We start from the raw sequence: 20,966 nt of genomic DNA, 5'->3' as shown, positions 1-20,966 counted from the left end.
CGGCCTAGCGCTCGCGCTTCCGCCGCCGGCGCTCGCGCCAGGTGAGGGAGGCGAGCGCGTCGGCCTCAGCCTGGCGCCGCTCCTCCGCCTCCCGGAGCCGTGCCGTGCGGCGATCGAGCCACGCCGAGACCTCGGCGTCGGCGTCGCGCATCGGCGTGACGACGGGCGGGCCGCCCTGGAGCTGGCGCCGGGCCTCCCGGACGCGCCGGTTGAAGTCCTCCACGTGCTCGCGCACCGCCCGCTCCGAGGCAAGCCGGTCGAGGCGGTCGGCGAACTCCTTGTCCTCCGTGCGGAGGGTGAGCGCGGGAGGTCCGAGACCGGTGAGCTGCTCGCGCTCGATCTTGCGGCGGATCCACCAGTCGGGGTCATGCGTCCCGGTGAGGCCGGGCAGCGGCTTGCCCGCTCCGGGGAGGTCGTCGAAGTCGCCGCGGCGGATGGCCTGCTGGATGGCGTTCTCGATCACGTGCGCGCGCTGGTCCATGCTGGGCTGACCGGCGTTGGTCTCCTCGACCTCTTCGCCGCGCTCCTCGGCCTGACGGCGGAGGCGGTAGCGGACGGCCTCGACACGCGCGTCCCCGGGCTGCGATGCGGCGGGCTCGCGCGTCTCGGGCATGCATTCAGCCTACGCTCGGCGGCGCGCTGCCTGAACCTCGCCCGTCGGTGATCGGCCGTACTCTCGGCACATGGAGGACTTCCGCATCCGCGTGACCGACGACGAGCTCACCGACCTCGGCCAGCGCCTCGAGAACACGATCCTGCCGTCGCCACGGGCGGGGGCGGATCCCGCCGACTGGAGCCGCGGCATCCCGCCGGCCACGCTGGCCGACCTCGTGGAGTACTGGCGCACCGTGTACGACTGGCGGGCGGTCGAGCGCCGGCTCAACGGGTTCGAGCAGCACACGGTCGAGATCGACGGCTGCCGCATCCACTTCGCCCGCGTCGGTGAGGCGCGGCCCGGGCGACTGCCGATCGTGCTGACGCACGGCTGGCCGTACACCTTCGCGGCGATGCTGCCCCTGGCGGAGGCCCTCAGCGGCGAGCTGGAGGTCGTGGTGCCGTCGGTCCCCGGGTACGGCTTCTCCTCGCCACTGCCGGGCGCTTACGGCAGCCGGGCCGTCGCCCAGCGCTGGAACACCCTCATGACCGAGGTGCTCGGCCACGACCGCTACCTCACCTACGGCGAGGATGTCGGCGCCGAGGTCAGCGACTATCTGGCGGCCACGCATCCCGAATCCGTGGCCGGCATCGTGGCCGCGCACGCGTCGTTCTCCGCCCGCGAGCGGCCGGGCGTGGAGCTGGACGACAGCGAGCGCTCCTTCCTCGCCTCCGTCGCCCCGGCCGCGGAGTCCGGCTACGCGCACCTGCAGGGCACCCGTCCCGACACGCTCGCCGCCGCGCTGCTCGACTCCCCTAGCGGCCTCCTCGCCTGGATCACGGAGAAGGTCGCGGGCTGGAGCGACGGCACCGCGCTCGAGACGTTCGACGTCGACGACGTGCTGACGAACACGATGCTCTACTGGATCTCCCGCTCCATCGGCACCAGCTTCCGCCCGTACAGCGACAATGCCGGGGATCCCCTGCACCCGCTGATCGAGGTGCCGGCGGCCATCGTCATCCAGACCCACGAGGCCGCGTACCCGCGATCCCTGGCGGAGAAGACCTACACCGACATCCGTTCGTTCGAGCGGCTCGAGCACGGCGGGCACTTCACCGCATGGGAGGCACCGGAGGCCGTGGCGTCGACGGTCCTGGCGCTCGAGGCGCGGGTGCGCGGCTGACCCCATCCCCCGCTGTCGGCGGGCGGCCCAGCGCTCTCGCACGGTAGGGTGTCCGCAGAACCGCGAATGGGGGGCGACGATGCTGGGTGGACTGGCCGGATGGCACGTGCTGCTGCTGATCTTCGGGGTGGTGCCGTTCGTCCTCTGGGTGATCGCGCTGGTGCAGGTGTCCCTGAGCCGCACGACCGCCGCCTACGTCATCGCCTGGATCGCGGTCACGACGCTCGTCCCGCTGATCGGTCCGGTCCTGTGGTTCACCCTCGGCCGGGCGAACGCCCCGCGCAACCGCGACGCCACGAGCGCCGGATGAGCACCGTCGACCCGACGCTCGCCCGGAAAGCACGGCTGGCCAAGCGGCCCAGTACCGCACGCGTGCTGTTCTTCGCCCTGCTGCAGCTCATCGGCGGGTTCGGCCTCGGCTACGGCTGGGGCGCGTTCGGGATTTTCGAGGCCTACGGCGAGCCGCCGTGGACCGCGGTCGTCGGCATCATCGGCGGACTGCTGCTCACCATCCTCGGTTCGATCGGCTGGGCCGCGATGCTGCTCAAGCGACCCGACATCGGCCTCGGCTACGGCGCGGCCGCCGTGCTGCTCGGCGCCGGGACCGGACTGGTCGTCGCCGCCTCCCCCAATGGCTTCCCCACCGTCGCCATCGCGATCGCCGTCGCCCTGTACGTGCTCGGCGCGCTGGCCCTCCTGCTCGGCGTCGTCGCGGCGACGAAGCGGCGGCGGCAGAAGGCCCGCGACGCGCAGACGGCCACGACCGGCACCCTGACCACGGCCACCGTGAGCGATAAGGGCTACGACTTCTTCCACGAGAGTTCGCGCATCATCACCGCCGTCACCTTCACCTTCCGCGATCTGCAGGGCACGCAGCGCTGGGTGCAGAAGACGATGGTGATCGAGCAGGCCGACCCGATCGTCGTGGGTCAGGAGACGCGGCTCTGGTACGACGCCACGAATCCCGGCGACACCCGCGGCATCGTCGTCGAGCTGGCGAGAGACCGGGCGTTCCGCCGGTAGCCGCGGACGCGACCGCCGGCGGAACGGTCACCGGATCAGGCCCAGAACGCCGTGAGCCGTTCGGCCAGAGCACGACCCTGGTCGGCGCCGGCTCGCGCGGCGGGCACGCGGGTCGAGAGATCCATCATGTTGTCGCCGAACGCAGCCAGCGCGGCGGCGTCCGGGAACACCGTCTCGACCTCGCTGCCGCCGGCGCGGAGCTCGTCGACCTGCGCCGCGAGCTGCATCCCCCACTCGAGTGGATGCCGCGTGCGGCCGCCGAAGGGAGACAGCACCAGCACGCGCGCGTATCCCGCCGCCAGATCGGCGTTCTCGTTGCGCCGGTAGCCGCCGTCGAGATAGCGCTCGTCGCCGATGCGGTAGGGCGGGACGCCGAACCCGTTGGAGGTGCTGGCGGCGACGGCATCCACCAGCTCGATGCCGCTGTCCCGGTCGAACACCACACCCTCGCCGGTGCGGGCGTCGATCGCCGTGATGGCGATCGCGCGCTGCGGCCAGGCCGGGTCGGGCAGCCGGCCGGCGACGATCTCGCGCCACCGGCCGCCGGCGCCGTCGGGGTCCTCCAGCTCGAGGGCCGCGGCGCCCATCCGGCGGCGCATGTCCGCGGCGTCGGAGGAGGAGGCGATGATGCGGTCCGTCCGCTCCATGTGGTTGACCACGGAGACGCCGGTCGCCAACCCGCCGGGTGGGGGCCCGCCGGGACCGGCCGCGTGCGGACGCTGCGGCGGCACGGCGGTGAGGATGGCGTCGAGGAGCTCCGGCGGAGTCGCCCCGTTGATCTGGGCGGCGACGGTCGCGCCGGCGGATGTGCCGACGGTCAGATCGGCGTCGGTCACGTCGAGTCCGGCGTCGAAGAGACCGGCGAGCACGCCGATCTCCCACGCGTTGCCGGCCGAGCCGCCACCGCCGAGGACCAGTGCGCGTTCGCGCCGACCGGAGGAGGGCAGAGCAGAAGAAGGTGAAGTGTTCATGGGAGTCGCCTTTCGCGAAATGCCTGCCGGGCGCTCCCTGTGACGACTACCTCAGCCGCGCGATCGTGGACTGCAGGGGAGCACCCGATGTGGATACTGCGTTCATGGGTCTCACCTCCTGCCGACGGATCACGATCGGCAGCGACGCTAACACGCGGCGGTCTGCCGCGCAACAGGCTGTCACACACGCGTGGCCGTCCGCGCCGCGGTCGGTAGAACGGTCGGATGGCATCATCCCGCGAGCGCTTCGCCCTGGCCGCGTGCGTCGGCGCGGGTTTCGCGACCCTCCTGGACCAGTCGGTCGTGACGTACACCATCCCCTCGCTCGGCCCCGAGCTGGGCGCCACAGCGGGCGGCGTGCAGTGGTTCCTCGCGGTGTACTCGCTCACGTTCGGGGTCGGGCTCGTGCCCGGCGGGCGGCTCGGCGACGCCTACGGACGACGCGGGATGTTCGTCGGCGGCCTCCTGCTCTTCCTCGTCGGCGCCGCGCTCTCCGTCTTCTCTCCCGACATCGGGTGGGCGATCGCGGGGCGCGCCGTGCAAGGGTTCGGGGCCGGCATCGTGAGCGCGCAGGTCCTTGGCGTGATCCAGGATGTGTTCGCCGGTCGTTCGCGGATCCGCGCGCTCGCGGCGTACGGGATGGCGGCGTCGGCCTCGGCGATCGTCGGACCGCTCGCCGCCGGCGGGATCTTGGCGACCGTCCCCGCGGAGTTCGCGTGGCGCGTCATCCTCGCGATCAACGTGCCGTTCATCCTGGCGGTCGCGGTGCTGGCCGCACGCTTCGTGCCGCGCGGCGGGCGGGCGCCGGGCCGTCCCTCCCTCGATCTCGTCGGCATCGGCGTCACCGGCATCGTCGTCCTGCTGGCGACCGCTCCCGTGATCGACCCGGGTCTCGGGCCTGTGCGGTCCGGCCTCGCGATCGGCGGGGTCGCGGCCGGAGCCCTCGCGCTGATCTGGTGGGAGCGCCGGTACGCCCGGCGCGGCGGGCGTCCACTGTTCTCTCCCACCCTGCTCCGCTCGCGCGGCTTCACGGGCGGCAGCGTGATCGCCCTGCTCTGGTTCGGCTCCGCCGTCGCGCAGTCGGCGATCGTCACGGTGTTCCTGCTGCAGAGTCTCGGGATGCCCGCGCTGGTCGTCGCGCTCCTCCTCGCGCCGGGTGCGGCGGCACGGATCGCGACTTCCGCGCTCAGTTCCCGCCTGAACGACGCCTTGGGGCGATGGACGCTCGTGGCCTTCCTCGGCCTCCAGACGCTGTGCAGCGCACTCCTCGTCGTGCTGGCCGGGCTCACCGACGCGACCGAGCTGGTCGTCGCGATCGTGCTCCTCGAGACCCTCATCGGAGCGGCGAGCGGCGCATTCGAGCCGCCCATGCGTGCGCTCACCCTGTCGTACGCGCGGCCCGGCGAGTACGGGCTGGCCGCGTCGTTCCTGCAGCTGGCCCAGCGACTGTCGGCGACGTTCTGCGTGGCGCTGGTGACCGGCGTGGCGTTCGGGAGCGCCGGAATCGACGTGAGCCGCGACGGGCTCCAAGCGGGCCTCGCCGTGTGCGCCGTTCTGCTGGTGGCCGCGTCGGCCGTCGCCGTGGGGATGGTGCCGGACCTTCTCGGCGTCCGACGCCGGGCCGCGCCCTAGCGGTGCGCGCTCAGTCGTAACCGAGGATGACGACGTCCTCGTCTCGCATCCGTTCGATGTCGAGTTCGTCTTCGATGGCGACGCTGGCAGGCATGCACTGGATGCTACGGCGGCCGCGACGGGGCGCTGAATGGACGCGCTGGCCAATCGCGGCGCGATCGAGGACAGCGCGTACAACGATGCTCGCGCGTCGCTGCGCTGCACGACGAAGGCCCCCGCTCACCGAGCGGGGGCCTTCGTGTGGTGAGGTGCGTTACGCCTGGGCGGCGCGACGGCGGCGCGAGACGAGCACGCCCGCGGCACCCAGCAGGACCAGGAGACCCGCGAGGGTCGCCGGGATCACGTTGTTGTCACCCGTCGCGGCCAGGGCCGCGGTGCCGGTGACGGCGGCGACGCTCAGCGCCACGGCCTGGACGCCGCCCGTGCTCTGACCGACGAGCACGAGGGTGTGCGAGCCGGCGGCGAGCTTGGCGAGCACGTCGGCGCTCAGCGTGACCTGGACCTTGCCGTCGACGACCGGGAAGCTGCCGAGCAGGATCGGGGTCGAGTACAGGTACACGTCGACGAAGCCGTCGTTCGCCGTCCACTCGACCGAGGCGGTGTAGCCCTTGGTCGGGTCCAGGGTGGCCGGGAGGCCGGCGGAGAGCGGGGTGCCCGGGGTGACGCCGTGCGACGCGAGGTAGGCCGGCAGGTCGGTCGAGTTCGCGACCGGAGCGGCCGCGGCCGGCTTCTGGACGAACGGGACGACGTCGGTCAGGTTGCTGTAGACCCGTGCGGTGGTGAAGCCGGCGAGCTTGGCGGTGACGAGGACGCCGACGACGCTGCCGGCGACGTCATCGGTCACCGTGTAGCTCGTGCCAGTGGCACCGACGATCGGGCCGCCCTGCTGACCGCCGTTCCAGTACCACTCGTACGAGAAGGTACTGCCCTGCGGGAAGTCGGCGGTCGAGACCGTGAGCGTGGAGCCGATGGCGGCGGTTCCGGACACGGTGGCGGCGCCCGTCGTGCCGAAGGTGTAGGTCGTGCCGTTGAAGGCGATCGACTCGATGTACGCGGTCGGGTAGACGGCGGACGGGTCGTAGACGCCGTCCGTCAGCACACCGAAGCCGATCAGCTGAGCAGAGTCGAGCGTGTTCAAGAACTCACGGAGGGTCGCCGTGGCGTCCTTCTCGTAGACGACAGCGCCGTCAGCATCCTTGATCGCGCTGCTCGTCGCCCACACGTCGTCCAGCGAGACGGCCGCGGCGCCGGTGGAGGGGGAGGCGGGTCGGAGGGTGGTGAAGCTCTGCGACGACTGGCCGCCGTTGTAGAGGAACGGCAGCTGGAAGTACGACGGGCCGGTCGTCGTCGTCCACGAACCGGTCGCGACGACATCCGCGAGAGTGTCGCCCGAGATGTACTGCTCCGGGGTGAAGCCGTCGATGATCTGGGACTGGTTGAACAGCTCGAGGCCGTTGACCCCGACCCGTGCACGGTCGGCCGCGTCATCGTAGCCCTGGTGCCAGCCCGGGTAGCTGTCCTCGTTGGACCGGATGTCGCTCTGCGTGACCTTCACGGTGGCGGGCGCGGCCTGCGCCGGCGCGGCGGCGACGAGGGCTGCTCCACCCGCGATCGCGACACTCAGACCGAGGGCCGCAGCGCGTGCGGCCCAGGTGTTGTTCTTCTTCGAATTCACGTTGTCAATGACCCATTCACGTCGGTAGCGCTCGTCTGGTGAGAGGGCACACGCGCATAAACGTGCGATTCCCCCTGTTATCCATTCGAGCCTATGGTTGGTTGACAGATGCAACTATCCCCCGCTTGGGGGTGATTTTCACGATTCAACGGCAGCGGGGCCGAACCACTCCCCGAGCCGCGCGTCGAGCCCGCCCTGATCGTCGCCGACCCAGGCGACGTACCCGTCGGGCCTCAGGAGCACGGCGGGCGCGTCGAGCTCATCGCTGACGTCGGCGAGCCGGTCGACACGATCCGCCCATCCCCCGACCGAGAGCCGGCCGGTCTGGTCGAGCAGCAGACCGCGCCCCGTACGCAGGTTCTCGTAGAGCCGACCGCCGCGGGCGAGCGGGAGGTCGCGCAGCCGCCGCCCGAGCAGCTCGGGACCGTCGCCGAGGTCGTAGCGGATCCCGGTGCCGCTGACGCGCTCCGCCAGCAGCCGACTGACGTCGTCGAACGCCATCAGCTCGCCCATCAGCCTGCGCACGGCCTGCGGACCCGGCTCGGGAGAGATGAGGACGCTCTGCGCGCGCGTGATGGTCAGCACGCCGTCGGCCACCGGGTGGCGCTCGGCGAAGTAGGTGTCCAGGAGGTCGCTCGGCGCCCATCCCGCGACCGCGGCGGCGAGCTTCCAGCCGAGGTTGAACGCGTCCTGCACACCCAGATTGAGGCCCTGGCCGCCGAGCGGCGGGTGCACGTGGGCGGCGTCTCCGGCGAGGAAGACGCGGCCCTCCCGGTACCGCTCGGCGAGCCGGGTCGCGTCCGTGAAACGCGAGAGCGCGCGCGGCGAGTGGATGCCGAAATCGGTGCCCGCGTACGCCCACAGCTGCGCGCGGAACTCGTCCAGCGTCGGCGGCACCGTGCGATCCTCGGAGACGCTCGCCGCCGGCACGACGGCGCGATACAGACCGTCGCCGGTCGGCCCGATGCCGAACCCGCGGTGCGTCTTGCGCACCTCCTCCCCCACGGTGGCGATCTCCTCCGCGGAGGCCGTGGCCTCCACCTCGCCGAGCAGCCACTCGGTCGTCGCGGCCTCGCCGGGGAAGCCGATCCCGAGGCGCTTGCGCACCAGGCTGCGGCCGCCGTCTGCGCCGACCAGCCACTGCGCCCGCACCCGCGAGCCGTCGGCGAGCTCGACGGTCACACCGTCGTCGTCCTGATCGAACCCGGCGAGCTCCACCCCACGGCGGATCTCGGCGCCGAGCTCGGCGGCGTGCTCGGTGAGCAGGCGGTCGGTGACCGGCTGCGGGATGCCCAGGATGTAGGCGTGCGCGCTGTCGAGCGCGACCGGCCGAGGCGCGGCGATGCCGGCGAACGATCCCACGCCGCCCGGATACTGCGTCCCGTGTGCGAGGAACCGCTCCAGCAGTCCGCGCTGATCCATGATCTCGATGGTGCGGGGCTGTAACCCCAGCGCGCGGACCGCGGTCGTCGGCTCCGCATCCCGCTCGAGCACGAGCACGCGTACCCCGTGCAGCCGCAGCTCGGCAGCCAGCATCATCCCGGTCGGTCCGCCCCCGCTGATGATCACGTCGTAGGTCTCGGAATCCATGCGCACCCTGCTTCCCCGCGGCCCGATTCCGGCCGCGACCAGCAATTCTGGACCATGCGGGGGCCCTTGCCGCAAGGCCCCACCCCTCCGGTATCCTGGAAATGCGGGAACACGGCAGCGCGGCCGGACGGTCACATGGTCTGCCGCATCCCCCCGTCGATCACGACATCGGCACCGGTCAGGTTGCCGAGCAGCGGGCTCGCGAGCATCGTCACCAGCGCCGCGACCTCCTCCGGAGTGGTGAACCGCCCCGTCACCATCGCCTGCTCCGCACCGTGCCGCACCTCGTCGGGCGAGCCTCCGCCGGCCGCGGACACCGTCTGCGCCACCCCGCCATCCCCCAACCACAAGGCGGTCGCCACCGGTCCCGGGCTGATCGAGTTGACGCGGATGCCGCGCGGGCCCAGCTCCTTCGACAGCGACTTCGAGAAGCTCAGGGCCGCAGCCTTCGCGGCGCTGTAGTCCATCACGAGCGGATCCGCGAGCATCGAGTTCTCGCTCGCGATGGTGACGATCGCCGCCCCCTCCGGCAACAGGTCCAGGAGCGCGCGCGTCACCCGGACGCCCGCGAGCGCGTTCAGCTCGTAGGTGCGCACCCAGTCGTCGTCGGTGATGGAGGCGAAGCCGCCGGGACGGGGAGGGGCCGAGCCGACGTTGTTGACGAGCACGTCGACGCGGTCGCCGACCGCGTCGCGCAACCGGTCGATCTGCGCGGGGTCGGAGAGGTCGGCCGCGACGAAGCGGAACCGCGGGTCCGCGGCGAGCGCGGTGGTCTCGTCGGTCGCGCTGCGGGCGACGCCGACGACGGTCGCACCTTCGGCGAGCAGGGCGCGGGCGGTCGCGAGACCGATCCCCCGGCTCGCTCCGGTGACGACGGCGGATTTTCCTGTGAGATGAAGGTCCACGTCGCGACTATGGCGTGCGCGTGGCCCTGCGCACCAGAGGTGATCGAGTGGAGGCCGACATCAGCCCGCCCATCCAGGCCGTCGTATGCCACAAGTTCGCGCCCGTGTCGAGCATTGCCGTGCCCGTCGGAGCCATGGCAGGCTCGCCAGCACAGCGGTCAGGTCGCGCCGCACGGGCACGATCATTCCGCGAGCGAGGGGTGAAGCATGTCAGAGGTGTTGCCCGGGTCCGTCCTTCCGACGCCCGATCAGGCCTATGTGGGGCCGATCACGGTGGACGAGAAGAAGCTCGACGTCAAGCGCGATCCGATCGAGGTGAAGCGGCCGCCGAAGCAGGCGCCCAACGTGCTCCTCGTGCTGCTCGACGACGTCGGGTTCGGAGCGTCGAGCGCGTTCGGCGGTCCGGTCCCCATGCCGACGGCGGAACGCATGGCGGGCGCGGGGCTGCGGTACAGCCGCTTCCACACCACCGCCATCTGCTCGCCCACCCGTGCTGCCCTCCTGAGCGGCCGCAACCACCACCAGGTCGGCATGGGCCAGATCACGGAGACCGCGACGCCCGCGCCCGGCTACCGGTCGACGCGGCCGAACTCGTGCGTCCCCCTGCCCGAGATCCTCCGGCAGGCCGGGTACAACACGGCGCAGTTCGGCAAGTGCCACGAGGTGCCGGTGTGGGAGAGCGGACCGACCGGGCCCTTCGACCACTGGCCCGCGTTCAGCGGCTTCGAGAAGTTCTACGGGTTCATCGGCGGCGAGACCAACCAGTGGACGCCCGCCCTGGTCGACGGCGTCTCGCTCATCGAGCCGCCGGACGACCCCGACTACCACCTGATGCCCGACCTGGCCGACAAGACCATCGAGTACATCAACCAGCAGAAGGCGCTCACGCCCGACAAGCCGTTCTTCGTCTACTTCGCGCCCGGCGCCACGCACGCGCCGCACCACGTGCCCCGGGAGTGGATCGCCAAGCACAAGGGCAAGTACGACCAGGGCTGGGACGCGCTCCGCGAGGAGACCTTCGCCCGGCAGAAGGAGCTGGGCATCGTGCCCGCCGACGCCGAGCTGACCGAGCGCTCGGAGGGCATCCCGGCGTGGGACGACGTCCCGGCCGAGCGCCGCCCCATCCTGTCGCACCAGATGGAGGTGTACGGCGCGTTCCTGGAGTACGCCGACCACCACACCGGCCGCGTCATCGACGCCATCGAGGGTCTCGGGATGCTGGACGACACCCTGGTGATCTACATCATCGGCGACAACGGCGCCTCCGCCGAGGGCGGCCTCGAGGGCGCGTTCATGCTCTCCACCGCGGCCAACGGCGGCGCCGAGTACGAGACCGTCGAGTTCTGGCAGGACAACCTGGACAAGATCGGCGGCCCGGAGGCGTACAACCACTACGCCGTCGGCTGGGCGCACGCCATGTGCACGCCGTACCAGTGGACCAAGCAGGTCGCCAGCCACTACGGCGGCACCCGCAACGGCACGATCGTGCACTGGCCGAACCGCATCGCCGCCCGCGGCGAGGTGCGCAACCAGTGGCACCACGTGATCGACATCGCCCCGACCATCCTGGAGCTCGCCGGGCTCGCGCAGCCGCACACCGTCAACGGCGTCACCCAGGTGCCGATGCACGGCGTCTCGATGACGTACACCTTCGACGACGCGGCGGCCGACGAGCGGCACCTCACCCAGTACTTCGAGATCATGGGCAACCGCGGCATCTACCACCAGGGGTGGACCGCGCAGACGCGCCACCGCACCCCGTGGGACGTCGTCAGCGCCGCCCCCGACTTCTCGGACGACGTGTGGGAGCTCTACGACACGACCGTCGACTGGACGCAATCGAACAACCTGGCGAAGTCGAACCCCGAGAAGCTCGCCGAGCTGCAGCAGCTCTTCCTCATCGAGGCGACCCGCTACAACGTCATCCCGATGGACGACCGCGCGGCCCAGCGGATGAACCCCGAGTTCGCCGGTCGCCCAACGCTCGTCTCCGGCACCTCGCTCCGGCTCTACCCCGGCATGGTGCGCCTGAACGAGAACGTGGCGATCAACGTGAAGAACCGGTCCTGGTCGGCGACCGCGCAGATCGTCGTGCCCGACAGCGGTGAGGTGGACGGGGCGATCCTGGCGCAGGGCGGTCGCACGGGAGGCTGGTCCTTCTTCGCGGAGGGAGGCAAGCTCGGGTTCCACTACAACTTCTGCGGCCTCATCCGCAGCACCGCCCTCTCGGAGAAGCCCGTCGGCGCCGGCACGCACCAGGTGCGCGCCGAGTTCGCGTACGCGGGCGGCGGCATCGGCCGCGGCGGCACGGTGACGCTCTACATCGACGGCGACGCCGCGGGCACCGCCGAGGTGAAGCGCACCCACCCGATGTACTTCTCGTTCGACGAGGGCCTGGACGTCGGAACCGACACCGGCATGCCCGCGTACGAGGGCTACACCACCCCGCACGGCACCTTCACCGGCACCATCGACTGGGCCCAGATCGATCTCGGGCTCGACGACCACAGCCACCTCCTCGATCCCGAGGAGTGGCTGGCGGCCGCGATGCGCCACCAGTAGCCGGGAGGCGACGGGCGGCCCCGAGGGCGCGCTCTACGCGGACTTGTTCTTCGAGGCCGCCCGTCGCACGAACCCGAACACGATCGTCCCGACGAACAGGATGATCCCGATGATCGCCAGCCAGACCAGCCCCTTGATGGCGAAGCCGACGACGGCGAGGATGGCCCACACCACGAGCAGAATGACGATCGTTGCCACCATGGTGACCTCCAGAGTCCCGGACGCAGTGGCCCGGGCTGCTGCGAGCGTACGTCCGGGGGCGCCCACTTACTAGCGGCCCTGCACGATCAGCGGGTGATGCGCAGCCTCGCGGTCACTCGTCCCGCGCGTCGGCCGCGTCGAACTCGTCGAGCTGGTCGATGCCCTGCGGCTCCTCGACCTCCACCTCGACGCCGCTCACCGCGTCCCCCTCGCGGAACGCGCCGGTCCCCTCGTCGAGCGTCCCCTCGCCGTCGGGGTACCCCGCCTCATCCGGATACTCGACGCCGCCCGTGTTCGACATGTCCATGTGCCGCTCCTTCCGTTGGTCCGATCCTGCACCCGGAGGGAGGGGCAGGGCCAGGACGGTTGTCGGAAGATCGCGGCGGTGACGAAAACCGACCGGCACCCCTTCTTCGGGGGTTGGAGGAGCAGGTCCCGATTCTGAGAGTCTGAGAAGGCTGTGGGGAGCCTATGCCTCTGCAGTGAATCCGAATCTGCAAAGGAACACCAGAATGAGCACCATCCCTCCGCCCCCTGCACCCGACCAGCAGTACGCCGCGCCCGCCCCGGAGAAGTCCGGCAACGGCCTCGGCATCGCCGCGCTGATCCTGGGCATCCTGGCGCTGATCGGCGCGTTCATCCCGTTCCTGAACTACGGCGCCTGGGTGCTCGGCCTGATCGGCCTCATCCTCGGCATCGTCGCCCTGGTGCAGAAGAACAAGAAGAAGGGCACGGCCCTCACGGGCACGATCCTCTCGGGCGTCGCGATCATCCTGTCGATCATCCTCTCGATCGTCTACACGGCCGCGTTCGCGTCGGCGGTCAACGACTCGATCAAGGAGCAGATCAAGAAGGACGACGTCGTCGCGTCGCAGCCGGTGGAGGTCGTCTACGAGGTCACGGGCACCAGCACCGACAGCAACATCACCTACTCGACGTACTCGGACGGCGCGTCCAAGTCCGAGACCGCGTCGGCTCAGGCCCTGCCGTGGACGAAGTCGATCACCGTCAAGAAGGGCGGCACCTTCGACTTCAGCAGCTTCAGCGTCGTCGCGACGGCCGGAATGGATGGCGGCGACCTCGCCTGCAAGCTCACCGTCGCCGGCAAGGTCGTCGCTGAGCAGTCGGCGACCGGGCAGTACGCCGTCGTCAGCTGCCTCGCCACGGGCACCGACGGCGAGTAGCTCGTTGCGGGCTCTCGCCGGTGTCTGCCGGTGAGAGCCCGTCCCGCACGATGATGACGAACGCACCCGCCGACTGGTATCCCGATCCGGAGTACCCGGGACAGCTGCGCTATTGGGACGGCACCGCCTGGACCGTGAATCGCGCGCCGGCTCCCCGCACCGTCGAGGTCGCCGCGGCGCCATCCGCCCCGGACACGCCGGCCCCCGCGAATCGCGACGCCACCCCGGCCGTCCTGGCCCTCGTCCTGGCGATCGTCGGCTTCGTCCTCGGCGTCCTCCCGTTCGCCGCCTGGTTCGCCTGGCTGGCGTTCGTTCCCGCCCTGATCCTCGCGATCCGTGCCCTCGTGAGACGTCGAGCCGGCCGCGGGAGCTCGATCTCCGCAATCGTCGTCGCGGGCATCGGATGGCTGTTCTCCCTGGTCGTGGGTCTCGGGTCGTTCGCTCTGCTGCCCGCCGGCGCGCCGTCGTCCCCCGAAGCCGCCGCGGTCCCGAGCAGCACGCCGACCGCGTCGCCGACCGCCAGCGCACCCCCGGCGACCCCGTCCGCCGGCCCGACCCCGACGGTTCCCGCCCTCCCCGGACTCGGGCAGGCCGTGACCAGCCGCTCCGGCGTCTCGTTCACCGTGACCGGTGTGGAGTGCGGACTCGGAGCCCAGGAGGACGTGTTCGGCGACGTCGCTCCGAAGGGTCAGTTCTGCCGGATCGACTTCGTCGTCGCGAACGGCAGCACCCAGCCGCAGAACCTGTCCGCGTCCGATGTCTTCGGCTACATCGGCAACGCACGCTACGAGGCGGAGAGCGGCCTGGCCAGTTTCGGCGACGATGACTACTTCAGCACCGTGAACCCGGGCCTCTCGGTCGACTGCACGGTGTTCTTCGATGTTCCTGCCGGTGCGACCCTGGATCGGGTGAAGCTCATCACGAGCTGGTGGGGCGGCGACGGCGCGACGGTCACGCTCCGCTGACTCCGGAGGTCGGGCCCCGGCGGATCACGCGCCGAGGCTCAGGCTCCGGAGCGGGCGACGACGACTGCGAGCTCCGTCCGGGTGCGCACGCCCCACTTGCCGCGGATGACGGCGAGCGTGGACTTGACGGTCGTCTCCGCCACGAAGAACCTCTGCGCGATGTCGGCGTCGGACGCGCCATCGGTCACGGCGATCGCGAACTCGCGTTCGCGCGTCGTGAGCTGCTCCATCTTCGCGGCGGCGTCGCGACGCGCCTCCGTGCCGCGCGAGTCCCGGACCCACATCGACAGTTGCCGTGCGGCGCGCGGCGAGAAGGCCGCGTCACCTGCGGCGACCTGGCGGACCGCGTCGATGATGCGCTGCGGGTCCTCGTCCTTCAGCATGAAGCCGGACGCTCCCGCGGAGACCGCGTCCAGCACCCGGCCGTCCTCGTCGAAGGCCGTCATCATGAGGAAGCGCGGGGTGGAGCCGCCCAGGGCCCTGACCACCGCCACACCGTCCATCCGCGGCATCCGCACGTCGCAGAGGACCACATCCGGGTGGTGCGCCGCGACGGCCGCCGCCACCTCGTCGCCGTCAGCACATCGCCCGACGACATCGATGTCGGTGGAGGCGCCGAGCACCGCGGTGATCCCGGCCGCCGCCATCGGGTCGTCGTCGACGACGAGCACACGGATGCGGGGGTCGTTCACCCTGGGAGTCTATCGATGCCCGGCCACCGCTCGGGCTGTCACCTGCGCGGGGGCGACCAGGGCAACCACGCCACGATCGCGAACGTCCCCTCCGGCGTCGCACCCGCCCGGAACGACCCGCCGACGAGCGCGACCCGCTCGCTCATCCCGCTCAGCCCGTGCCCGCCGCCGACGGAGGTCGGGGCGGCGCCGGGCGCGAGCCAGTTCGCGGTGGCGACGGACACCCCGTTCGCCGGGTCACCGCGGACCTCCACGCTCAGGGCCGTCCCGGGAGCATGACGTCGCACGTTCGAGAGGGCCTCCTGCACGATCCGGTAGCAGGCGTGTGCGACCCGCGGGTCGCACGAAGCGATGTCGCTGACGAGCAGCTGCGCGCGCACGTCGACACCGTCGCGGAGCGCGTCGTCCACCAGCGCCGCCAGATCGGCCAACCCGTGGTCGACCCCTGCGGCGGCGGGATTGCGGAGCACATGCACGACGTTGCGCAGCTCGTCGAGCGAGTTCTGCGCGGTCTCCCGCACGGCGCGGGCCGCCGCGGCGGCCTTCTCGTCCGAGCCGCCGACGGTCAGCTCGAGCGCGCCCGCGTGGAGGGAGAGGGAGCTGAGCTGCGCAGCGAGCGTGTCGTGGAGCTCGCGCGCGAGCTCCTGCCGTTCCCGCTCGCGCTCGACCTCCCGGTGGAGCACGGCGACGTTGCGATTGGCGACGGCCGTCCCGCGTGTTGCGGCGTCCCGTTCCGCGCGCAGCCGGCGCGTCATCCCGAACGCGGCGAACGGCACGACCGCCACCGCCGCCAGGATCGGGGCCACCCAGAACAACGCGAGCCGCGCCGGTGTACCTTCCGGCGGGTCGCCGACGAAACCCGCGAGCAGCGATGCGTGCGTCATGACGTCCCAGCTGAGCGCCACGAGGACGGCCAGGTACGTGCCGGCGACGAACGCCCACTGCCGCCACCCGGTCGTCACGGCCGTCACCGCCGCCACGCTCACGAGCACCGCGACCGGCGACGTGGGGAAGGCCAGCGTCACACCGATGGCGAGCAGGGCCACGAAGACGGGGTAGCGGTGCCGCCACACGAGCATCACGGAGACGCCGATCATGACGAAGGTCCCGATGGTGGCGAGGAGCTTGACGGGCTCCGGGAACGTGGAGGTGCCCGCACCGTGGATGCCGCCCGCCGACAGCGCCAGCAGGGCGCACAGCAGGGCGATGGCGATCGATCCCACCAGCGCCCCCGCCCGGCGGGCACGCGACGGCACCGTCGTGGCCGGCGGTGCCGACGCGCTCGGTGTGGGAGAGGTGACGCTCATGTCCACGATCGTATGGGCGAACCCCGCGACCCCTGTACCGCCTTTCGGAGGGGCGGGCCCCCTCCTTTCGTGCGGTCAGGTACGACCGATCCGTGGTGCCGCGGCCCGGCCTCCTCGCGGTGTGCTGGTGGAAGCCGAAACCCGGCCCCACGAACTCACCAGGAGGCACTCCCATGTTCCGTCGTATCACCCTCGTCACCGCCGCGACCGCGATCGCCGCGGGCCTCGCCCTCACCGGCTGCAGCGCCGGGACGACCGCGGGCGGCACCGCGGGGGGCGGGGCGACGACCGGCAGCTCCGCGTCCGCGGCACCTTCAGCTCCTGCCGCGCCCGCCGCGCCCGGCCTGAACACCCCGCTCACGGTCGGCTCCTTCGAGTACACCGCGCTCGGCGTGCAGGACATCGGCGCCACCGCTGGCACCTCGCCGCTGACGGCGACCGCCCAGGGCACGTTCCTGCAGGTCGACCTGAAGATCGCGAACACGGGCAACAGCTCCGCGACCTTCATCGTCAACTACGTGAAGCTCGTCGACGCGGCCGGCAAGACCTACGACGCCGACGCGAGCGCGACCCTGTACGCGAGCCCCGACCAGAACGCGTGGGTCGCCGGCATCAACCCGGGCAACGCCATCCAGGGCCCGATCCTCTTCGACGTCCCCGCCGGGACCGCCCCAGCGAGCATCCAGGTCAGCGACAACGCCTTCTCAAAGGGCAAGACGATCACCCTCGGCTGAGGGGGGGGATTGCGGCGGCGGACGGAACCCGAACCGTCCGCCGCCGCGTTCTGCGCCTCAGACCCTGTTCACCGCCGCCTCCGGCGCTCCCGCCACGACCGCGCTCACCGCGTTCTGCGCCTGCACGCGCACGTACTCGATCTCGGTGAAGCGCGAGAAGTAGGCGATGTGGGGGGTCAGCACGACGTCGTCGCGGCCGACCAGCGGATGACCGGGCGGCGGCGGCTCCTCGTCGAGGACGTCGAGGGAAGCACCCGAGAGGCGGCCGCTGTCGAGCGCGTCGACGAGGGCCTCGTTGTCGATGAGGCCACCGCGGGAGACGTTGACCAGGATGGCGCCGGCCGGCATGTCGGCGAGGAACGCGGCGTCCACCATCCGCGCGGTCTCGGGGGTCAGCGGCACGTGCAGGGTGAGGGCGTCGGAGGCGCGGCGCACGTCGTCCAGGCTCGCCCGCTCGATCCCGAGGCGCTGGAGGTCGGCCGTCACCTCGGGGGTCTCGGGCAGCATCGGGTCGTAGCCGAGCACGCGGCCGAACAGCGGGCCGGCCAGCCGGGCGAACTCCCGGCCGATCTTGCCGAGGCCGACGATGCCGAGGGTCCGCTCGCTGAGACGCGGAGGTGCCTCGGGAGCACGCTCGTTCCAGCGCTCCGGCGTGGCCGAGGCCGTGTAGAAGGGGAGCTGCCGCGCGCTCGCGAGCAGCAGGGCGAGCGCGTGGGTCGCGACCTCCTCGGTCGCGGCTCCGGGCACGTTCGTCACCCAGACGCCGTGCTCGGTGGCGGCCTCCACATCCACGTAGTCGAAGCCCATCGACATGAGCGCGATGACCTTCAGTCGCGGGAGGGCGGCGATCACCTCGCGGGAGATGGCGGCGTACCCGGGAAGCAGCGCATCGGCATCCTGCGCGCCCGCGATGATCGCGGCCGGGTCGCGGGTGCCGAGCACGCGCACCTCGAAGCCGTGCGCCTCGAGCAGCGCGATGCCGGGCGCGGGATCGGTGTCCTCGACGTCCGTGTAGACGGCGACGGGGCGGCGGGCGGCGTCAGTCATCGGCGCCGGCTTCGCTGGAGGCACCGTCGACGCCGCGCGGGTGAGCGCTGCCCTCCCGCACGATCACCTGCGCCATCGCGGTCATCAGCTCGTACGCGACGTGCGACGCGGCGATCCCGGTGACCTGGGCGTGGTCGTAGGCGGGCGCGACCTCCACGACGTCGGCGCCGACGATGTTCAGGTCGGTCAGGCCGCGGAGCAGGCGCAGCAGCTCGCGGCTGGTCAGGCCGCCGGCCTCCGGGGTCCCGGTGCCGGGCGCGTGCGCGGGGTCGAGCACGTCGATGTCGATGGAGATATAGAGCGGCCGGTCGCCGACGCGGCGGCGGATGCGGTCGAGGGCGGCCGGGATGCCGTTCTCCTCGATGTACTCGCTCGACACGATCGAGAAGCCGAGGCGCTCGTCGTCCTCGAGGTCCTGCTTGCTGTAGAGCGGGCCGCGGGTGCCGACGTGCACGGACGCGGTGCGGTCGAGGAACCCCTCCTCCGACGCCCGCCGGAAGGGCGTGCCGTGCGTGATCGGCTCGTCGAAGTAGGTGTCCCAGGTGTCGAGGTGCGCGTCGAAGTGCAGCACCGCGACCGGCCCGTGCTTCTCGCTGATCGCCTTGAGCAGCGGGTAGGCGATGGTGTGGTCGCCGCCGATGGTCAGGATGCGCTGCACGCGGCCGCCCAGCTCGCTCGCCGCCTCCGCGATCTGGCGCACGGCCTCGTCGATGTGGAACGGGTTCACCGCGATGTCACCGGCGTCGGCGACCTGTACGGCCTCCCACGCCGAGAAGTCCTGCGCCGGGTTGTACGGGCGCAGCAGGCGGCTGGCGGCGCGCACGTGCTCCGGACCGAAGCGGGCGCCCGGGCGGTAGCTGACGCCGGTGTCGAAGGGGATGCCGACCACGGCGAGGTCGACGGCCGGCACGTCTTCGAGGCGCGGCAGCCGGGCGAAGGTGGAGAGCCCGGCGTAGCGCGGGGTCTTCGATGCGTCGGCGGGGCCGATGGGAGGTGTGGTCATGGTGGTTCCTCGTGCCTGTTCCGTGGGTCGGTTCGGTGCGCGTCGATTCGGTGCGCGTCAGCTCGTGAAGGTGGACTGCGGGAGGTGGACGACGTGCAGGCCGCCCGCAGCGCCCGCGGCCGTCACCGCCTCGGCAAGCTCGGCTGCTGTGCCGACGCGGTGCCCCGTGCCGCCGAACGCGTCCGCGACGGCCGCCCAGTCGGGCTGCACCAGGTCGACCGCGATCGGGGCGATGTCCGCATCCACCTCGTTCTGCTTGATCTCCGCGTAGCCGCCGTTGTCGACGACGATCACGGTCACGTCGAGCCGCTGCTCGACGACGGTGATGAACTCCTGCAGCGAGAACATCAGCGCGCCGTCGCCGACCACCGCGAACACCGGGCGGTCGGGCCGCGCGACCCGCGAGCCGATCGCGGCGGGGAGGCCGTAGCCGAGCGTCGCGTAGGTCGCCATGTACGGCGTGGAGTTCGGCGTCGCGACCTGGAGGCGGTTCAGCAGACCCCAGTAGGCGATCTGCGACGAGTCGGTCGTGACGATGGCGTCGTCCGGGAGGGCCGCAGCGATGGCGTCGGCGAGGGCTGTGTTGATGGCGGAGAGCTCGGCGCACTCGGCGGCCACGGCCTCCAGTGTCTCCGGCACGCGGGCATCGCGCTGCGGTTCGTCGGCGGCCGCCGCATCCCCCAGAGCCGCCACGATCGCGGCGAGCGCGACCGGCGCGTCCGCGACGATCCCCACCTCCGCCGCCTGGTTCTTGTCGAGCTGCGACGCGACCCGGTCGATGCGGATGACGTGCCCGCGGGCCCCCAGCGCCTCCACCCAGAGCTCGGCCTCGCCCAGCTTGGAGCCGACGACCAGCAGCACGTCCGCATCCCGAGCCCGGTTGCGGGCGGCGGCCAGCCGGAGGTTGGAGCCGAGGGAGAGCGGGTGCCGCTCGTCGAGCACGCCCTTGGCGTTCAGCGTCGTGACGACCGGCGCGCCCAGGCGCTCGGCGAGGGCACGCAGTTCGTCCGTCGCGCCACGGGAGCCGCCGCCCGCGAGGATCACCGGATCGGTCGCGCCGGCCAGCAGCCGCGCGGCCTCGGCGACCGCGACCGCATCGGGCGTCGTCGCAGGCGCAGGAGCGCGAGCCGCGAGCGACTCGGCCGGCAGCTCCGTCTCCTCCTCCAGCAGGTCCAGCGGCACCTCGATGTAGACGGGACGCGGTCGCCCGGTGGCGAACAGCGCGAACGCGTCGTGGACGGCTTGCACGGCCTCCTCGGCCGACTGCACCCGGCGCCCCCACTCGACGATCGCGGAGGCGGCGCCCAGCTGGTCCTTCGTCTCGTGCAGCGTGCCCACGTCGGCGAACTCGCGCCCGCGGGCCGGGCCCGGGGAGAGCAGGATCATCGGCCGCGACTCGCAGTACGCCGTCCCGGCGGCCGAGAGCGCGTTGAGCAGCCCGGGGCCGCTCGTGGTGATGACGACGCCCGGCTTGCCGGTCTGCAGCGACCAGCCGTCAGCCGCGTATCCCGCGCCCTGCTCGTGCCGCGTGGTCACGGGATGCACCCCGAGAGCGGTCAGCGGCCGGTAGAACTCGAGGTTGTGGGTGCCCGGGATGCCGAACACCGTGTCGACGCCGTAGTTGCGCAGGGTCTCGATGAGCACCCATCCGGTCGTGCGTGCGGCGCGTGTCTCCATGCCTGTGCGTCCTTTGCGAG

General features: G+C 71.7%; 20 protein-coding genes. 8 read left to right on the top strand and 12 right to left on the bottom strand.

Annotation, left to right across the window (positions count from 1 at the left end; all coding sequences use genetic code 11):
• Positions 1–4 precede the first annotated feature (4 nt).
• Positions 5–613, bottom strand: a complete 609-nt coding sequence (locus tag HNR14_RS14670) for a DnaJ family domain-containing protein (RefSeq protein WP_179701622.1) — start codon at positions 611–613, stop codon at positions 5–7.
• 70 nt (positions 614–683) lie between these two features.
• On the opposite strand from HNR14_RS14670, the gene HNR14_RS14665 reads away from it, so the two are divergent.
• The 3 genes from HNR14_RS14665 (at position 684) to HNR14_RS14655 (ending at position 2,801) form a co-directional block, all read left to right on the top strand.
• Positions 684–1,778 (top strand): epoxide hydrolase family protein, encoded by a 1,095-nt coding sequence (locus HNR14_RS14665; RefSeq protein WP_179701621.1) that lies wholly within the window; start codon positions 684–686, stop codon positions 1,776–1,778.
• Positions 1,779–1,857: 79 nt separating this feature from the next.
• The gene (locus tag HNR14_RS14660) at positions 1,858–2,088 is read left to right on the top strand and encodes a PLD nuclease N-terminal domain-containing protein (protein ID WP_179701620.1); all 231 of its coding nucleotides are present in this window, start codon (positions 1,858–1,860) and stop codon (positions 2,086–2,088) included.
• Positions 2,085–2,801: a DUF3592 domain-containing protein gene (locus tag HNR14_RS14655; RefSeq protein WP_179701619.1), complete on the top strand. Its 717-nt coding sequence runs from the start codon at positions 2,085–2,087 to the stop codon at positions 2,799–2,801. Before HNR14_RS14660 ends, HNR14_RS14655 begins: the two co-directional genes overlap by 4 nt.
• A 35-nt stretch (positions 2,802–2,836) precedes the next feature.
• Here HNR14_RS14655 and HNR14_RS14650 read toward each other — a convergent pair whose 3' ends face one another.
• Positions 2,837–3,772, bottom strand: a complete 936-nt coding sequence (locus tag HNR14_RS14650; RefSeq protein WP_179701618.1) for a patatin-like phospholipase family protein — start codon at positions 3,770–3,772, stop codon at positions 2,837–2,839.
• 225 nt (positions 3,773–3,997) lie between these two features.
• Here HNR14_RS14650 and HNR14_RS14645 point away from each other — a divergent pair, with 225 nt between their 5' ends.
• Positions 3,998–5,404, top strand: coding sequence for an MFS transporter (locus tag HNR14_RS14645; protein ID WP_179701617.1), 1,407 nt, complete (start codon positions 3,998–4,000; stop codon positions 5,402–5,404).
• Between the two features lie 253 nt (positions 5,405–5,657).
• Here the strand turns inward: HNR14_RS14645 and HNR14_RS21405 are convergent, their stop codons facing one another.
• From HNR14_RS21405 to HNR14_RS14630, 3 genes are all read right to left on the bottom strand, one after another.
• Complete coding sequence (locus tag HNR14_RS21405) at positions 5,658–7,079, bottom strand: LPXTG cell wall anchor domain-containing protein (protein WP_179701616.1); 1,422 nt, start codon at positions 7,077–7,079, stop codon at positions 5,658–5,660.
• 138 nt (positions 7,080–7,217) lie between these two features.
• Positions 7,218–8,669: a rifampin monooxygenase gene (rox, locus tag HNR14_RS14635; RefSeq protein ID WP_179701615.1), complete on the bottom strand. Its 1,452-nt coding sequence runs from the start codon at positions 8,667–8,669 to the stop codon at positions 7,218–7,220.
• A 131-nt stretch (positions 8,670–8,800) separates the two neighbouring features.
• Positions 8,801–9,574 carry an SDR family oxidoreductase gene (locus HNR14_RS14630; protein ID WP_179701614.1) on the bottom strand — a complete coding sequence of 258 codons (774 nt, stop codon included), beginning with the start codon at positions 9,572–9,574 and terminating at the stop codon, positions 8,801–8,803.
• Between the two features lie 207 nt (positions 9,575–9,781).
• Between HNR14_RS14630 and HNR14_RS14625 the strand changes: the two genes are divergently transcribed.
• On the top strand, positions 9,782–12,136 hold the full coding sequence (locus tag HNR14_RS14625) for an arylsulfatase (protein ID WP_179701613.1): 2,355 nt from the start codon (positions 9,782–9,784) through the stop codon (positions 12,134–12,136).
• Between the two features lie 33 nt (positions 12,137–12,169).
• On the opposite strand, the gene HNR14_RS14620 is transcribed toward HNR14_RS14625, so the two are convergent.
• The gene (locus HNR14_RS14620) at positions 12,170–12,337 is read right to left on the bottom strand and encodes a hypothetical protein (RefSeq protein ID WP_021765686.1); all 168 of its coding nucleotides are present in this window, start codon (positions 12,335–12,337) and stop codon (positions 12,170–12,172) included.
• Positions 12,338–12,449: 112 nt separating this feature from the next.
• Positions 12,450–12,644 (bottom strand): hypothetical protein, encoded by a 195-nt coding sequence (locus HNR14_RS14615; RefSeq protein ID WP_179701612.1) that lies wholly within the window; start codon positions 12,642–12,644, stop codon positions 12,450–12,452.
• Between the two features lie 205 nt (positions 12,645–12,849).
• Between HNR14_RS14615 and HNR14_RS14610 the strand changes: the two genes are divergently transcribed.
• Both HNR14_RS14610 and HNR14_RS14605 read left to right on the top strand, forming a co-directional pair.
• A complete protein-coding gene (locus HNR14_RS14610) occupies positions 12,850–13,521 on the top strand; it encodes an MmpS family transport accessory protein (protein WP_179701611.1) in 672 nt (223 codons plus the stop codon).
• 53 nt (positions 13,522–13,574) lie between these two features.
• Positions 13,575–14,486, top strand: coding sequence for a DUF2510 domain-containing protein (locus tag HNR14_RS14605; RefSeq protein WP_179701610.1), 912 nt, complete (start codon positions 13,575–13,577; stop codon positions 14,484–14,486).
• 38 nt (positions 14,487–14,524) lie between these two features.
• Here the strand turns inward: HNR14_RS14605 and HNR14_RS21400 are convergent, their stop codons facing one another.
• Positions 14,525–15,178: a response regulator gene (locus HNR14_RS21400; RefSeq protein ID WP_179701609.1), complete on the bottom strand. Its 654-nt coding sequence runs from the start codon at positions 15,176–15,178 to the stop codon at positions 14,525–14,527.
• 38 nt (positions 15,179–15,216) lie between these two features.
• Positions 15,217–16,485, bottom strand: a complete 1,269-nt coding sequence (locus tag HNR14_RS14595) for a sensor histidine kinase (protein ID WP_179701608.1) — start codon at positions 16,483–16,485, stop codon at positions 15,217–15,219.
• 173 nt (positions 16,486–16,658) lie between these two features.
• Here HNR14_RS14595 and HNR14_RS14590 point away from each other — a divergent pair, with 173 nt between their 5' ends.
• Positions 16,659–17,219 (top strand): DUF4352 domain-containing protein, encoded by a 561-nt coding sequence (locus HNR14_RS14590; RefSeq protein ID WP_179701607.1) that lies wholly within the window; start codon positions 16,659–16,661, stop codon positions 17,217–17,219.
• 57 nt (positions 17,220–17,276) lie between these two features.
• Here HNR14_RS14590 and HNR14_RS14585 read toward each other — a convergent pair whose 3' ends face one another.
• Genes HNR14_RS14585 through HNR14_RS14575 form a run of 3 tightly spaced genes read right to left on the bottom strand, consistent with a single transcriptional unit; the run spans position 17,277 to position 20,946 of the window.
• Positions 17,277–18,266, bottom strand: a complete 990-nt coding sequence (locus HNR14_RS14585; RefSeq protein WP_179701606.1) for a C-terminal binding protein — start codon at positions 18,264–18,266, stop codon at positions 17,277–17,279.
• Positions 18,259–19,269, bottom strand: a complete 1,011-nt coding sequence (gene speB, locus HNR14_RS14580) for an agmatinase (RefSeq protein WP_179701605.1) — start codon at positions 19,267–19,269, stop codon at positions 18,259–18,261. Before speB ends, HNR14_RS14585 begins: the two co-directional genes overlap by 8 nt.
• Positions 19,270–19,326: 57 nt before the next feature.
• Positions 19,327–20,946: a thiamine pyrophosphate-binding protein gene (locus tag HNR14_RS14575; RefSeq protein WP_179701604.1), complete on the bottom strand. Its 1,620-nt coding sequence runs from the start codon at positions 20,944–20,946 to the stop codon at positions 19,327–19,329.
• Between the last annotated feature and the right edge of the window lie 20 nt (positions 20,947–20,966).

Source organism: Leifsonia naganoensis, from assembly GCF_013410615.1.
GTDB lineage: Bacteria > Actinomycetota > Actinomycetes > Actinomycetales > Microbacteriaceae > Leifsonia > Leifsonia aquatica.
Note: the sequence above shows the minus strand (reverse complement) of the source record. Positions and strands in the feature narration are given on the sequence as shown.